Annotated in this window: 12 protein-coding genes; 4 read left to right on the forward strand and 8 right to left on the reverse strand. The window is 38.4% G+C overall.

The genetic code is table 11. From position 1 onward, the window contains the following. Window positions 1-33: 33 nt before the first annotated feature. Complete coding sequence (locus Q4534_RS15495; RefSeq protein WP_303614054.1) at window positions 34-1,905, forward strand: DUF4838 domain-containing protein; 1,872 nt, start codon at window positions 34-36, stop codon at window positions 1,903-1,905. Window positions 1,906-2,517: 612 nt separating this feature from the next. Here the strand turns inward: Q4534_RS15495 and Q4534_RS15500 are convergent. The 3 genes from Q4534_RS15500 to Q4534_RS15510 all read right to left on the reverse strand — a co-directional run bounded on the left by Q4534_RS15500 (window position 2,518) and on the right by Q4534_RS15510 (window position 5,625). Further along, window positions 2,518-2,871 carry a four helix bundle protein gene (locus tag Q4534_RS15500; RefSeq protein WP_303614055.1) on the reverse strand — a complete coding sequence of 118 codons (354 nt, stop codon included), beginning with the start codon at window positions 2,869-2,871 and terminating at the stop codon, window positions 2,518-2,520. Between the two features lie 670 nt (window positions 2,872-3,541). Then, a complete protein-coding gene (locus Q4534_RS15505; RefSeq protein WP_303614056.1) occupies window positions 3,542-4,600 on the reverse strand; it encodes an aminotransferase class I/II-fold pyridoxal phosphate-dependent enzyme in 1,059 nt (352 codons plus the stop codon). A gap of 14 nt (window positions 4,601-4,614) precedes the next feature. After that, complete coding sequence (locus Q4534_RS15510; protein ID WP_303614057.1) at window positions 4,615-5,625, reverse strand: dipeptide epimerase; 1,011 nt, start codon at window positions 5,623-5,625, stop codon at window positions 4,615-4,617. Window positions 5,626-5,733: 108 nt separating this feature from the next. Here Q4534_RS15510 and Q4534_RS15515 point away from each other — a divergent pair, with 108 nt between their 5' ends. Both Q4534_RS15515 and Q4534_RS15520 read left to right on the forward strand, forming a co-directional pair. Beyond that, the gene (locus Q4534_RS15515) at window positions 5,734-7,209 is read left to right on the forward strand and encodes a M14 metallopeptidase family protein (protein WP_303614058.1); all 1,476 of its coding nucleotides are present in this window, start codon (window positions 5,734-5,736) and stop codon (window positions 7,207-7,209) included. Window positions 7,210-7,361: 152 nt separating this feature from the next. Continuing rightward, a complete protein-coding gene (locus tag Q4534_RS15520) occupies window positions 7,362-8,078 on the forward strand; it encodes a class I SAM-dependent methyltransferase (RefSeq protein WP_303614059.1) in 717 nt (238 codons plus the stop codon). A 77-nt stretch (window positions 8,079-8,155) separates the two neighbouring features. On the opposite strand, the gene radA is transcribed toward Q4534_RS15520, so the two are convergent. The 3 genes from radA to Q4534_RS15535 all read right to left on the reverse strand — a co-directional run bounded on the left by radA (window position 8,156) and on the right by Q4534_RS15535 (window position 12,679). Beyond that, a complete protein-coding gene (gene radA / locus Q4534_RS15525) occupies window positions 8,156-9,532 on the reverse strand; it encodes a DNA repair protein RadA (RefSeq protein WP_303614060.1) in 1,377 nt (458 codons plus the stop codon). A gap of 62 nt (window positions 9,533-9,594) precedes the next feature. Beyond that, window positions 9,595-12,411, reverse strand: a complete 2,817-nt coding sequence (gene polA / locus Q4534_RS15530; RefSeq protein ID WP_303614061.1) for a DNA polymerase I — start codon at window positions 12,409-12,411, stop codon at window positions 9,595-9,597. A gap of 58 nt (window positions 12,412-12,469) precedes the next feature. Further along, window positions 12,470-12,679, reverse strand: a complete 210-nt coding sequence (locus Q4534_RS15535; RefSeq protein ID WP_303614062.1) for a hypothetical protein — start codon at window positions 12,677-12,679, stop codon at window positions 12,470-12,472. Window positions 12,680-12,736: 57 nt separating this feature from the next. Between Q4534_RS15535 and Q4534_RS15540 the strand changes: the two genes are divergently transcribed. Further along, window positions 12,737-13,051, forward strand: a complete 315-nt coding sequence (locus Q4534_RS15540) for a hypothetical protein (RefSeq protein ID WP_303614063.1) — start codon at window positions 12,737-12,739, stop codon at window positions 13,049-13,051. A gap of 103 nt (window positions 13,052-13,154) precedes the next feature. Here the strand turns inward: Q4534_RS15540 and Q4534_RS15545 are convergent, their stop codons facing one another. Both Q4534_RS15545 and Q4534_RS15550 read right to left on the reverse strand, forming a co-directional pair. Beyond that, window positions 13,155-13,601, reverse strand: coding sequence for a hypothetical protein (locus tag Q4534_RS15545; protein ID WP_303614064.1), 447 nt, complete (start codon window positions 13,599-13,601; stop codon window positions 13,155-13,157). 72 nt (window positions 13,602-13,673) lie between these two features. Further along, on the reverse strand, window positions 13,674-14,126 hold the full coding sequence (locus Q4534_RS15550) for a hypothetical protein (RefSeq protein WP_303614065.1): 453 nt from the start codon (window positions 14,124-14,126) through the stop codon (window positions 13,674-13,676). Window positions 14,127-14,155 lie beyond the last annotated feature (29 nt).

Genomic DNA, 14,155 nt, shown 5'->3' on the forward strand with positions numbered 1-14,155 from the left:
GTATTCTATTCGGTAATTAGCCCCAAGTTTCCTATGAAAACATTGATTGGACTTTTATTTGCAATTTCTTTCTTCACCACCGGCCTGGCACAGGAACTAACCTTGGTCAAAAACCGAAAATCTGATTTTACCATCATTATTCCAGTGCAACCTACCCTAGAGGAAATTAAGGGAGCCAAGGTACTGCAACACTATTTGTTTGAAATTTCCGGTGCAAAATTGCCGGTAAAGCGGGACTTGGGATTACCCGGAAGGAATGAAATCCTGGTTGGTAAAGTTAGTCGAGCAGAAACTGCTCTTTTGCCCTATGACAAAATGGGGAAAGATGGAATTTATATCGGAAACAATGGCAAGCAGTTGGTACTGACCGGTGGACCAAAAAAAGGGGTGGAATATGCAGTTTATACTTTTCTGGAAAAATACCTGGCCTGTAAAAAATACACTTCAACTTTTGAAGTTATTCCCCAACAAAAAACCATTAAACTTCCCCCAATAGTAGATCTTCAAGTTCCTGATTTCTCCTTTAGGGAGGTTTTTTATCATCATGCCTATGATCCTAAATTTATGGCTTGGCACAAGTTGCATTCCCATACCAAGCGGGGGGAGGATCCTGCAGAATGGGGCCACTGGGTGCATACTTTTCATAACTTTCTTAACCCGGAAAAATATGGTGATAGCCACCCTGAATATTTTAGCTATTATGATGGTAAAAGACATCCCGGATTGGTGCCGTCTTGGGATGGCAAGAGTGTGCAACCCGAATCTCAACTCTGTCTCACCAATCCGGATGTTCTAGAGATTGTTTGCGAAAACCTTCAAAAAGCCATAGACGAGAAACCCGATGCACTTTATTGGTCTGTGAGTCAAAACGACAATGTAAATTATTGTCAATGTGAACATTGTGCCGCATTAGATGCCAAGTATGCAGCTTATGCTCCGGAGGAAAAAATGTATGCCACCCATAGTGGCGAATACCCTGCCCTTGGGATGGGATCCATGTTGACCTTTGTCAATAAAGTTGCAGAGCGCTTCCCCGACAAAATCATCTCTACCTTGGCTTACCAATATACCAGGGTGCCACCAAAGGATATTGTTCCCAGAGAAAATGTCAACATCATGTTGTGTAGCATAGAGAGCACAAGGAATGAACCTATGGAGTCAGGAGATCCGGATTTCAGCAATGACTTGAAAGGCTGGGGTAAGATTACAGACAATATCTTGGTTTGGGATTATAATATTCAATTTGCCAATTTGCTGGCTCCATTTCCGAATCTTAGGACTTTACAACCCAATATTTCTTTTCTTAGGAATAATAATGTGAGTGCAGTATTTGCTCAGGGAAATATTCAGTCCGGCGGTGAATCTGCTGAAATAAGGGCTTACCTTTTGGCCAAATTGCTGTGGGATCCTGATTTGGATGTTGCCAAGGAAATGGAGGGGTTCTGGAAGGCTTATTATGGCAAAGCAGCACCTTACCTAAAGAATTATAGTGATCTCCTCCATGATAACAACCAAGGTTATACAGGACGAAAAATGTCTATTTTCGGTAACCCAAAGCAAGAAACAGATAGCTTTCTTAACCCGGAATTATTATCAAAATACAACCTGCTTTTCGACAAGGCGGAGAATGCGGTAAGGAGAAGTCCGGAACAACTTCGGCGTGTAAAGTCTGCCCGATTACCGGTGACCTTTGCTATGCTGGAAATTATTAAGGAAAAAGAAGCGGCAAATTGGGAAACATACCGAGATGGAGGCCAGGAAAAATATAGACTTCCAGGGCAGGTAAGTAATTTGCTTTACGATCTTTATTTCCATTGCTTGGATACTGAAGTAAGCAGACTCTCTGAATGGCACACTACCCCCAAGGAATATTTAGAGAAATATGATCTTGTTGAAAATCTATAATTATTTAATTATTAATGATCTAATTATAAATTATTAATGTAAATACTCGATATCGAAAATAACAAAATGGTCTCCTTAACGCTATCCTTTTAATTAACAATTAACAATCAACAATTATTAATGGTCTAATTATAAATTGTTAATGTAAATACTCGATATCGATAATAACAAAATTGTGTCCTCTACGACCTCCCCATAATTAACAATTAACCATTACCAAATTAACAATTATTAATTCTTTAATTATAAATTATTAATTAAATACCCGATATAGAGAAAAACAAAATGGTCTCCTTTACGCTATCCTTTTAATTAACAATTAACCATTACCAAATTAACAATTATTAATTCTTTAATTATAAATTATTAATGAAACACCCGATATCGAAAATAACAAAATGGTCTCCTTTACGAAGTCAAATCATTAACAATTAACAATTATTAATGATCTAATTATAAATTATTAATGAAAATACCCAACATCGAAAATAACAAAATGGTCTCCTTTACGATATCCTTAATTAACAATTAACCATTTACAATTATTAATTAACACCAGTCGACATCAGGAGTGAAAATACAGTATTCTTTGCGCTATCCCAAAATTAACAATCAACCATTATTTTTCGTTGATTTTATTATACTGGTAATTAATTTAATAAGTTCTATTGCATCAGTATTAATGCTAATATATTTTTCTTCACTCAGATAATTGGTTTCTTTTAGAAGGTCGATCCAATAGATGGTTTCATTTATTTCTTTTTGGGCAATAGCTAATTTATGTATAAAATCTTTTCTGGACTCAGCATGTTCGCTTTCTCGAATCATCGCACCGACAATTGTGCCACTTCTTAAAAGCTGTTTTGAAAGAATAAACTCTTTCCTTTGTTCACACAAAAATTGATAAATCCTAACTGTTTTGACAGCGAATGTAAAACTCTTGGATTTAACAATGTTCTCTTTCATCTTTGGGGATCCCCTTTAATTAACAATCAACCATTACAAAGTTAACAATTATCAATTATTCAATTGTAAATTATCAATGAACCCTTCTGATATTGAGAATAACAAAACGGTTCCCTTTAAGAAGTTCTTTTTAATTAACAATTAACCATTACCAAATTAACAATTATCAATTATTCAAATGTAAATTATTAATGAAACACCCAATATCGGTAATAACAAAATGGTCTCCTTTACGCTATCCTTTTAATTAACAATTAACCATTTCAAAATTAACAATTATCAATTATTCAAATGTAAATTATTAATGAACCCTTCCGGTATCGAGAATTACAAAACGGTGTCCTTTAAGAAGTTCTTTTTAATTAACAATTAACCATTACCAAATTAACAATTATTAATGATCTAATTATAAATTGTTAATGTAAATACTCGATATCGATAATAACAAGATTGTGTCCTTTACGCTATCCTTTTAATTAACAATTAACCATTACCAAATTAACAATTATCAATTATTAATGAAACACCCAACATCGAAAATAACAAAATGATCTCCTTTACGATATCCTTAATTAACAATTAACAATTAACCATTTACAATTATTAATTAACACCAGTCGACATCAGGAGTGAAAATACAGTATTCTTTGCGCTATCCCAAAATTAACAATTATTCATCAACCATTCCCTCAATCGCTTTTACCAGGGTTTGCAAATCTGTGGGCAAATGCCAGGCGGAAAGTATAATTCTATTTATTGGTGGGCTGTCCGGAGAAGGATAAGGGAAGGAGGACACAATAATCCCTTTTTGGTGTAATTCATCCACCCAAGATGTAGGTTCAAAAGAGATAACTGGATATTGAGGCAACATCTTAAAACCTTCTACCTTAGCTATGGCGGAGTACATATAACTCAAGTGTTCACTTAGGTTATTTTGTTGTTGGAGATAGATATCCTGACCTTCAAGAAAGGCATTTAGGAATGCGGGGGCAGGTGGAGAGGAAGTGCGGTAAACTGCATTTTCTCTAACTATTCGTAGAAGGGATTGATTTCCTAGGATAATGCCTGCAGGTAAGGCAAGGGCTTTGCCAAGCGAACCACAAACCATTAACTCAACCGGTAAATTTTTCCATAAAGCAAAAGTGCCATAGATACCTTTGCCAAGCAACCCAAATGCATGGCTGTCATCTATCAGTAAAAAGTATTTGTTGGTGGGAGAAAGCAATTTTGTCCAAGCAAAATCATGGATTTCAGGAATTAGCGGATTCACAGCATTGGAAAGAAGAAGAATTTTTTGCCCCATTAACTCATGGGATTTGGCGATACACTTTTGTTGCCATTCTTGATGTGACAGCCCTGTAGGTAAAGAAGTTCCACTACTGATGGCCGGATGAGTGTCAGGCGCTGTCCAAGTGAGATCAACCATAGGGTTTAAAGTGTTATAGGCAAGTTGACCGGCCATAAAGCCACTGCTGAGTAGGGCTGCAGCCTCTGCTTCTGCTTCTGAAGCAAAATGTGCTTCAAAGTTTTCATATACCGGCAACTGTACATTGCTATTGCGGCTAGAGCCATGATTTGGTCCATGCTTCAATATACTATCAATGAGTAGTTGTCTGAATTTCGGATGGCTTCCCATGCCCAGATAAGAAGTGCCACAAAAATGAAGGTAACCTTTCCCTTCCCAATAAATTTTTCTGTCCGGAAGCTCAGTAAAGTAGGAATAGCTCATGGCAAATTGTTGGTTTACAATAATAAGGCTCCTGTACCGTTTCTGTCAGGAAATGCTATATGGTCATCAAAAATTTTAACTCCATCCGCGACATCTTTCGACAAAAGCATGGCTCCGTCCATGTCCACATAATCAAGTAAGGGGGCAATATGGGCGATGGCCGATATCCCAACGGATGACTCCGTCATACAACCTACCATTGTTTTCATGCTCAGCGCTTTGGCCTCTTTTAGCATTCTAAGTCCGGGAGTAATTCCTCCAGCCTTGACCAATTTCACATTGATGCCATGAAAAAAGCCATAGCATTTTGCAACATCTGCTTCGGTAATACAGCTTTCATCTGCTATGACCGGTAAAGCACTCTCTTTGTATACTTTCTTCATACCTTCAAAGTCATCTTTAGCGAGAGGCTGCTCCATAAATTCAACATTTAAATCTGCGAGTTCATGGGAATAAGAAATTGCCTGTTCGGCATTCCAAGCACAGTTGGCATCAATTCTAAAAGCTGCATCCGTATGTTTTCGAAGCTCCCTAATTATTTGCATGTCATGCTCAGTGCCCAATTTAATCTTATATAGGGGCCATTGTTGCTCCTTCATTTTTTCAATCATTTTACTAACAGGGGCAATACCAATGGTAAAATTGGTTATGGGTATGTTTTGAGGGTCAAGGTCAAGCAATTCAAACAGTTTTCTACCTTGCTGTTTGGCATACAAATCCCAAGCAGCCATGTCCAGGGCACATTGAGCAAATGGATTGCCTTCAAAGAATGGGCTGGTGATTTTCCATAATTCTTCCGGATGGATGGCATCTATTGCAGATAGTTTGGCTTTAGTTTCTTCCAAACATGCTTGCATATTCTTCAGAGATATACCATAAAAAGGATTGGTTGTTGATTCCCCCAACCCATATTTGTCTCCGGAGCTTAATCTAACAATTAAGGTGTCTTGTACATCTCTGCTTTGGTGAGCAATGGTAAAAGTATGCTTGAGAGGTAATTTAAAAGGAAGAATTTCTAGTTTCATAAAATGGTAGCGGTTTAAATGTTTTTCACCTTGGCTGTTTGCCTGATCAGGACTTGAAATTAATTAAAATTCGCCATATTTACATGGTAACCAATATTCTGTAAAGCAATGAAATCGTCCTTAGGAATTCCAGTAATTTTTATATTTTTCTCTATTTGCATTTATAGTTGCCAAGAAAAAGAGATAAGGACAGCACCTATCAATCCTGAAATTCTGGAAAGTGCTTTTGCGCAATACAAAGAACCCTCAATTGATAACAGACGCTTTGGCTATCAGCTTATTGCTCCTCTGATTGCAAAAAGAAATGCGCTATTTGAAACAAGAGTGCTTGGTAAATCCATAGAAGGTAGACCCATACATTCACTTAGCTTTGGTGAAGGAGAACGCAAAGTCTTGCTTTGGTCCCAGATGCATGGCAATGAAAGTACAGCAACAATGGCCCTGTTTGATTTATTCAATTTCCTCGAAGGTTCAGGGGAAGATGGGTTTGAATCTATTCGGCAGGCTATCCGAGAGAATTTACGTCTACGATTTATTCCCATGTTGAACCCTGATGGAGCAGAAAAATTTAAAAGAAGAAATGCACAGCAAATTGATATCAACAGGGATGCAGTTAGACAAAGCAGTCCTGAAGGTATCATTCTTAAGCGGGCACGGGATGATTTTGAACCTGATTTTGGTTTCAACCTTCACGATCAGAACAGGTATTATAATGTGGAGGGAAGTTCTCTTCCGGCCACCATTAGTTTTCTAGCTCCAGCTTATAATGAAGCAAGAGAAGTGAATAATGTAAGAAGTAAGGCCATGAAGGTAATTGTTGGAATGAACCGCTTGTTACAGCAACTGGTGCCGGGGCAGGTAGGTAAGTATGACGACAGTTTTGAACCCAGGGCTTTTGGTGACAATATTCAGAAGTGGGGAACCAGCACCATATTGATTGAATCGGGGGCTTATCCTGGGGATCCTGAAAAGCAATACATTCGTCAGTTAAATTTCATGATATTATTGGATGCCCTATATGGTATTGCCACAGAGAATTACTTGAAATACACAGAGGAACAGTATATAGCGATACCTGAAAACGATTCCAAACTGATGGACTTGTTGATTAGAAATGTAGAAACTGTAGCCGGTGACAATAGTTATCCTACCGACATAGGAATAAAAAGTAGTGAGCGATATCTTGATAGCCTTATTGTAATGAATGGTAATATTGTGGATTGGGGAGATTTATCGGTTTACCATGGATACCAAGAAATTGATGCAAGGGGGATGGTTTTGGAGAAAGGAAAAATTTGGACAGAGATTATTCCTATGGAAAAGCTGACACAAGAAAGAGCCTTGGACCTGCTTAGAGAAGGTTATTTGGCAGCCGCAACTAATAAAGCCAGCCAAAAGCAAATCCATCAATTGCCCATAGTTGTATTTACCGAAGGAAATGAGCCGGACTTAAATATTGCGTTAGATAAATCTCCATTGTTTTATTTGACAAAGGATGGAGAGAAAAAGATAGCAATAGTAAATGGTCAAGTTGTAAAGATAGACCGAGGAGAAGATTTTTCTTTTTTTCGTTTGGTTCAATAAAAAAACCGAATGCATAAAATATTGATAAACAATGTTTTATGAGTTTTTTATTTCCTTTTGGATTTGTAGAATGTTGTAAAAATGTTGTAATTGTAGCTATAAATGGCTAAAATCAAGAATGTTTAGTTAAAATAAACCCTAAAAAATAGACCATGAAACACAAGTCTACTGTAAAGGAAATTAAAGACAGATTTGATCAAGATGTAGAACGTTTTTCCAATTTAGACACAGGCCAACAAGCGACAATGGATGCCCCATTGTGTATGAATTTGATAGCACATGCGACCAAAGTTTCAAACCCTAAAGCCAAAAATTTATTGGATATTGGCTGTGGTGCCGGAAACCTTAGTCTTAAGATTTTGGAAAATTTTCCCCAGATTAACAGTGATTTGCTAGATTTAAGTAAACCCATGCTAAACAAAGCCAAAGACAGGGTGACTTGGGCAACAACGGGGGAGGTGAATACCATCCAAGGAGACTTAAGAAAGGCAAAGCTGGAAGAAGGGAAATATGATATAATTGTGGCTGCAGCAGTATTGCATCACCTTAGAGAAGAAGAGGATTGGGAAAAAACCTTTAAAAAGATCTTCAACCTGCTGGCTCCCGGCGGCACATTTTGGATATCAGATTTGGTGCACCATGATGTTCCCGAAATTCAGGAAATGATGTGGTATTGGTATGGTAGCTATTTGGAAAAGCTTAAAGGTCCCGAATACCGCAAAGATGTATTTGCTTATATAGAAAAAGAGGACAGCCCAAGATCTTTGCTTTTTCAACTAAACCTTATGGATAAAGTAGGGTTTACCGGTATAGAGGTGCTCCACAAGAATTGCTGCTTTGCAGCTTTTGGTGCTAAGAAACCTGAATAAAAAGTTTTATCTAAGAAAATCCCCTCTTTAGATCTGTTGAAATAGGATAAAGTAAAAACAGAAATAGCATGTACCGACTATAAAAATATATGTCGGTACATTTCTTCCAATTTACTTACAGCAAGCACTTCAATAGGATATTTGCTTAATTCCAGCCCTTTAATAGCATATCTGGAAAGCATGATTTTTTTAAATCCCATTTTAGCCGCTTCCGCAATTCGGTTTTCAATTCTATTGACGGCTCTTACTTCACCACCTAGGCCAATCTCTCCGGCAAAGCAAATCTTAGGATCGATCGCTTTGTCTTCATAGGATGAGATAATAGAAGCCACAACAGCCAAATCCAGCCCCGGATCATCCACCCTCAAGCCACCGGCAATATTTAAAAACACATCTTGCTGTCCCAGGCGCATGCCACCTCTTTTTTCCAATACTGCCAGCAACATATTTAACCTCTTGGCATCATGTCCTGTACTGCTCCGCTGAGGAGTGCCATAGGTGGCCGGGCTGACAAGTGATTGAATCTCAATCAGCAAAGGCCTATTTCCTTCCAACATGGCGCCAATTGCCACGCCGTTTAATTGCTCTTCCCTTTGGGTCATCAATATCTCTGAAGGATTGGTAACAGGCCTAAGTCCGTTGGCATGCATTTCATAGATGCCCAATTCATTGGTAGATCCAAATCTATTTTTAGAGGTGCGGAGGATTCTATAACTTAAATGCCTATCCCCTTCAAATTGTAAAACGGTATCTACCATATGCTCAAGGATCTTAGGTCCGGCGATTGTACCATCTTTGGTAATATGTCCAATTAAAAAGACAGGGGTTCCCGTTTCCTTAGCAAATTTCATCAATTCAGCCGTACATTCCCTCACTTGGCTAACTGAACCGGCAGCGGATTCCACATATTGGCTGTGAAGTGTTTGTATGGAGTCTATGACCAGAAGTTCCGGTTTGAGCAATTCTATTTGCTGAAAAATTTGTTGGGTTTTGGTTTCTGAAAGTACATAACAAGAATCGGAATGGTGTTGCATCCTTTCACTGCGCATTTTGATTTGCGTTTCACTTTCTTCACCTGAAACATACAGCACCTTGGTTTTTGAAAGCATTAGTGCGATTTGCAACATCAATGTTGATTTCCCTATGCCCGGTTCTCCACCGATAAGCACCAAAGATCCGGGAACGATTCCTCCGCCCAGCACCCGGTCTAGCTCAATATCTCCTGTAATCAAGCGGGATTGCTCTTCAAAAGTTATTTCTCCCAAGGTTTTGGGTTGATTGGCCTTTTTAGTGCTTTTATTATTTGCTTTCCAGCTTCCTCTTTGCGCTTCTTCTTTCTGTACCACCTCTTCCACAAAAGTGTTCCATTCACCACAAGAAGGGCATTTTCCGGTCCATTTTGGGCTTTCTACACCGCAATTTTGACAAAAAAAGGAAGTCTTTATTTTAGCCACTGTTATTCTTGTTGAGCTTTTACTTATTCAATATTTTAATGCTGTTGTTGCTTGATCTGAAATCAATGCGCTTCCAGCCAATCTTTTCCAACCCCTACTTCCACTTCCAATGGCACATCAATTTTAATTGCATTGGCCATAAGTTGAGGGATTTCTTTTTTCAAAAGGTCTACTTCATCCTTATGCGCATCAAAAACCAATTCATCATGGACCTGAAGTATCATTTTGGATTTTAATTTTTCCTTAATCATCCAATCTTGCACGTGAATCATGGCCAATTTAATCATGTCAGCAGCAGAACCTTGAATGGGGGCATTGATGGCATTTCTTTCAGCAAAGCCTCTCATGGTAGCATTCCTGCTATTGATGTCTCTCAAGTATCGCCTTCTACCCAGAATGGTTTCGACGTATTCATTTTTTCGTGCTTTTTCAATGCATTCGTCCATATAAGCCTTTACAGCGGGGAATTCTTTGAAGTAGGCATCTATAATCTCTTTGGCTTCCCCTCTGGGGATCTTAAGTCGCTGGGACAAACCAAAGGCAGAAATACCATAAATGATCCCAAAATTGGCCGTTTTGGCTTTTCTCCTCATGTCTCCGGAAACTTCTTCAAGCGGAACTTGGAATATTTTAGCAGCAGTGGTGGCATGAATGTCACGCCCTTGTTTAAATGCTTCTATCATTGATTCATCCTGAGAGAATGCAGCCATTATTCGCAACTCAATTTGACTATAATCTGCTGCGAGGATAAGGTGGTTTTCGTCCCTGGGAACAAAGGCCTTTCGTATTTCCCTACCTCTTTCTGTACGGATAGGGATATTCTGAAGGTTTGGGTTGATGGAAGAGAGTCTACCAGTAGCTGCCACAAATTGATTGTAAGTGGTGTGGATTCTATTGGTTTTGGGATTGATTAAAGCAGGAAGTGCATCTACATAAGTAGACTTAAGTTTTACCATCTGCCTGAAGTCCAAAATGGCCTGAGCAATTTCATGCTCTCCGGCCAATTTGCTAAGCACCTCTTCTCCGGTAGCGTATTGACCGGTTTTGGTCTTCTTGGCTTTGGCATCCAACTTGAGTTTGTTAAAAAGTACCTCTCCAAGCTGTTTAGGGGAAGCAAGGTTAAAGGTTTCTCCTGCCATTTCATAAACCTTGGCTTCAATTTCTTTGCTTTCCTTTTCCAAGGATAAGGACATTTCTTTTAAGCTTTCCGTATCAATTTTAACTCCCTCAAACTCCATGGCTGCCAAAACATCGATCAAAGGACTCTCTACTTCCAATAAGAGCTTTTCCAGTTTGTTTTCTTTGATGATTGGATCGAACTTGGTTTTTAATTGGAGGGTGATGTCTGCATCCTCAGCGGCATAAGGGGCCACCTCATCCGGATCTACATCTCCCATATTGCCTTGGTTTTTACCTTTTTTACCAATTAGGCTTTCTATAGAAACAGGCTTATAGTGTAGGTATTGCTCCGCCAACCAGTCCATGGAGTGTTTTCCTTCGGGCTCTATAAGGTAATGCGCCAACATGGTATCATAAAGCTTTCCTTTGACAGCAATACCATAGTTCATCAATACCAAGATGTCATATTTGATGTTTTGCCCAATCTTCAAAATATCCTCTGCTTCGAATACCGGTCGTAGTTGGGCCAATATAGTTTCCACTATATCCCTATCCTTAGGAAAAGGGATATAGTAAGCTTCTGAGCTAATATAGGAAAAGGAAACCCCTACCAATGCAGCATTGTTTGGGTTAAGGGAGGTGGTTTCGGTGTCAAAGCATATCTCTTTTTGCTTCAATAAGTATTCCACCAAGTCGGCTATGGCTGCCTCTCCTTCTACTTTATGGTAATCATGAGGGCGACTGAATATGGTGTCCAGTGCTTCTGTCTCTGCAATAGGAGGTGCTTGCTCAGGAATTTCAGTAGGTGTATCTGCCTTGTTATCATTCCCTGTAAACAATCCCAATTGTTCATCTACTTTTACCTTTGACTTTTTAACGCCTTCACCAAAAACTCTTTTTGTCAAAGTTTTGAATTCAAGTTCTGCAAATAGGGCCTTGAGGTTTTCTTCATTCGGTGGCTCAACGGTAAAATCGTCCGCATGGTATTCAATGGGCACATCTTGAATAATGGTAGCCAACTCCTTAGACAATATTCCCTGCTCCCCATAATTTTCGACATTCTCCTTTTGCTTGCCTTTCAATTTGTCGGTGTTCTTAACCAGCTCCTCTACGCTTCCAAATTGCTTGAGTAGCTTTACTGCTGTTTTGGCTCCAATTCCCGGAATTCCGGGAATATTGTCTACAGCATCACCCATCAAACCCAAAATATCTCTTACCTGATCAACGTTTTCTATGTCCCATTTTTCACAAATCTCTTTGGGGCCCATCACATCTACAGCATTGCCCATAAAAGCAGGTTTATAAAGGAAAATATGATCGTCTACCAGTTGCCCGTAATCTTTATCCGGGGTCATCATATAAACGGTATAACAACTTTTTTCAGCTTGCTTTGCAAGGGTGCCTATGATATCATCGGCCTCATAACCGTTCAATTCAAGGGTTGGGATGTTGAAGGCCTTTACGATTTGTTTTACCCATGGGATACCTATGCTGATGTCCTCGGGTTGCTCTTGTCTATTGGCTTTGTATGCTTCAAACTGCTTGTGTCTAAAGGTGGGGGCCGGCGTGTCAAATACCACAGCGATATGAGAGGGTTTTTCTTTTTCTAAGATTTCCAACAAGGTGTTGGTAAAACCCAACATGACTCCTGTGTTTAACCCTTTGCTATTGATTCTCGGATTTTTGCTGAAAGCAAAATGTGCCCTGTAGATCAGAGCCATAGCATCCAGTAAGAATAATTTTTTATCGCCTTTAGCCATTTTTAGGTAAGTTTTTGATTTTTCGCGCTTTGTAAGGAGAGCAAATATACCAACAATTTTAATCCAAGTTAATGAATTTTGAGCCGGATTCCCCAATAGACTTGTATGCACTTGAGCAGTTTGTCATTAGAAGTGGAATTGCACCTGAATAATGCTGCAAAAGTTTAAATAATATGGGTTTTTCAATATGGATGTTATTAAGAGCTAAAGCATCGGCTGGTACTTTTTCCGAAATTGGTAAGATTATTGGTATTAAAATATTTTTCATCGGCTTAACATAGTTTGACCTGAATGAAAAGTTAATGTTTAATCCAAATTTATTAAAATGAAAAAACTAGCCTATTCCTTGTCCGTATTGATGCTCTTTGTCTCTCTTGTTCCCTCTGCAATGGCCAAAGAGGATGGTCCCGAACCAAACAAAAAAGAGTTAAGTCCTGAAGACCAAGCAAGATTGGATCAGTTGGAAAATCGCTTTTTGGAAATCAAAGCCATGGATTTTAATTCTATGGAAAAAAGTGAAAGAAAGGAAGTACGAAAAGAATTAAGAGATATAAATAAGGAGTCAAAAGGTTTAGGGGGAGGAGTTTATATTTCAACCGGCGCCATAATTATTATTCTTTTGTTAATCCTTATTCTATAGTTAGGGCCAATCCAATAGGGTTGGTTTTTTGATTCAATTAATCCAATCCTTTCGGCTTGATACTATAGAGAAATAGTGATTGCAAATAGCTCAAATTACCCACTTAATCAGGGAGCGTTGCCAAATACTTTTTTACTTCCCAGGATTTCCAGAGCATGGCCGCTATCAGGATGAAGAAAAGCGTCTCATTGAATATTAAGTGAAATCCAATTCTTTTGTTCCATTCCAAATTTGGCATATAGACCAATAAAAAAGAAATGATAGAAATAAGTTTTCCGGTAAGTCCAATTGCTATGAGATAAATCCAGCTTACAGGATAAAAAGCGGAAAGAAAGAGGAGCACACCGGAAATGATACCTATTGTTCCATACCATCCCGTAGTCATCATGGTGTCCAAATCACTTTGCATGGCTAGCCAAGAAAATAAAGCAGGACCAAACCATTTAAAAAGTCCGGCCCATGCAATGGTATAAATCCCGCACAAAAGCAGAATACCTCGGTTGGCCATCGTAAATATTGGAAAGCTATTTTCTTCTATGGTATTGTTCATGCTCAAAGTTAAAAAGTATCCTTTGGTAATATTTTATTTTTCTTGAATTTTATTAAAAATAGCCTTCTCGCCTTAGTTTTTGATGGTATTTGAAAAGTACCTGAAGGACCAAAGGGTTTCGCAAATAAGGTTAATTGGGGAGCTGGTGTCTTTGATAGTTTTTGGAATAAAAGGTTCTAATGTAACCCTTATGTTTTTAAATCGATCTTTTTCTACTACAAAAGAAAATCTGGACGATAAGACAAGTAATTCCTTAGGGAAAAATATTCGTTGTTGTAGGTTTACAGGAGAAGGGAGACCAAATCTTTTTTGGCTGGCAGCATAGGTTTCCACTGCCATTTCAAAGTTTTCAGGACCAATACTTAAATTTGAATGTGCCGTAAAGCTTGGGTTGAAGGCATGTAAAAGTTTGATCTTATTTTTTTTAAATACATAAAGTACGCGTGTATCAATTTCTTTTTTCAGAAACAATTGATTCTGTGTTGCAAAGAAATGCCAGATATTGTCGATTCTTTTTAATTCCATAGGTCGTCAATTTGGGTCAATAGATAGGT

The sequence above is a fragment of the Cyclobacterium sp. 1_MG-2023 genome, from assembly GCF_030546805.1.
GTDB lineage: Bacteria > Bacteroidota > Bacteroidia > Cytophagales > Cyclobacteriaceae > Cyclobacterium.

Bases quoted from the DNA above. Each gene is read 5' to 3' on its own strand.
- Q4534_RS15495 (WP_303614054.1), top strand. From the start codon at position 34: ATGAAAACATTGATTGGACTTTTATTTGCAATTTCTTTCTTCACCACC.
- Q4534_RS15500 (WP_303614055.1), bottom strand. From the start codon at position 2,871: ATGAAAGAGAACATTGTTAAATCCAAGAGTTTTACATTCGCTGTCAAA.
- Q4534_RS15505 (WP_303614056.1), bottom strand. From the start codon at position 4,600: ATGAGCTATTCCTACTTTACTGAGCTTCCGGACAGAAAAATTTATTGG.
- Q4534_RS15510 (WP_303614057.1), bottom strand. From the start codon at position 5,625: ATGAAACTAGAAATTCTTCCTTTTAAATTACCTCTCAAGCATACTTTT.
- Q4534_RS15515 (WP_303614058.1), top strand. From the start codon at position 5,734: ATGAAATCGTCCTTAGGAATTCCAGTAATTTTTATATTTTTCTCTATT.
- Q4534_RS15520 (WP_303614059.1), top strand. From the start codon at position 7,362: ATGAAACACAAGTCTACTGTAAAGGAAATTAAAGACAGATTTGATCAA.
- polA (WP_303614061.1), bottom strand. From the start codon at position 12,411: ATGGCTAAAGGCGATAAAAAATTATTCTTACTGGATGCTATGGCTCTG.
- Q4534_RS15535 (WP_303614062.1), bottom strand. From the start codon at position 12,679: ATGAAAAATATTTTAATACCAATAATCTTACCAATTTCGGAAAAAGTA.
- Q4534_RS15540 (WP_303614063.1), top strand. From the start codon at position 12,737: ATGAAAAAACTAGCCTATTCCTTGTCCGTATTGATGCTCTTTGTCTCT.
- Q4534_RS15545 (WP_303614064.1), bottom strand. From the start codon at position 13,601: ATGAACAATACCATAGAAGAAAATAGCTTTCCAATATTTACGATGGCC.
- Q4534_RS15550 (WP_303614065.1), bottom strand. From the start codon at position 14,126: ATGGAATTAAAAAGAATCGACAATATCTGGCATTTCTTTGCAACACAG.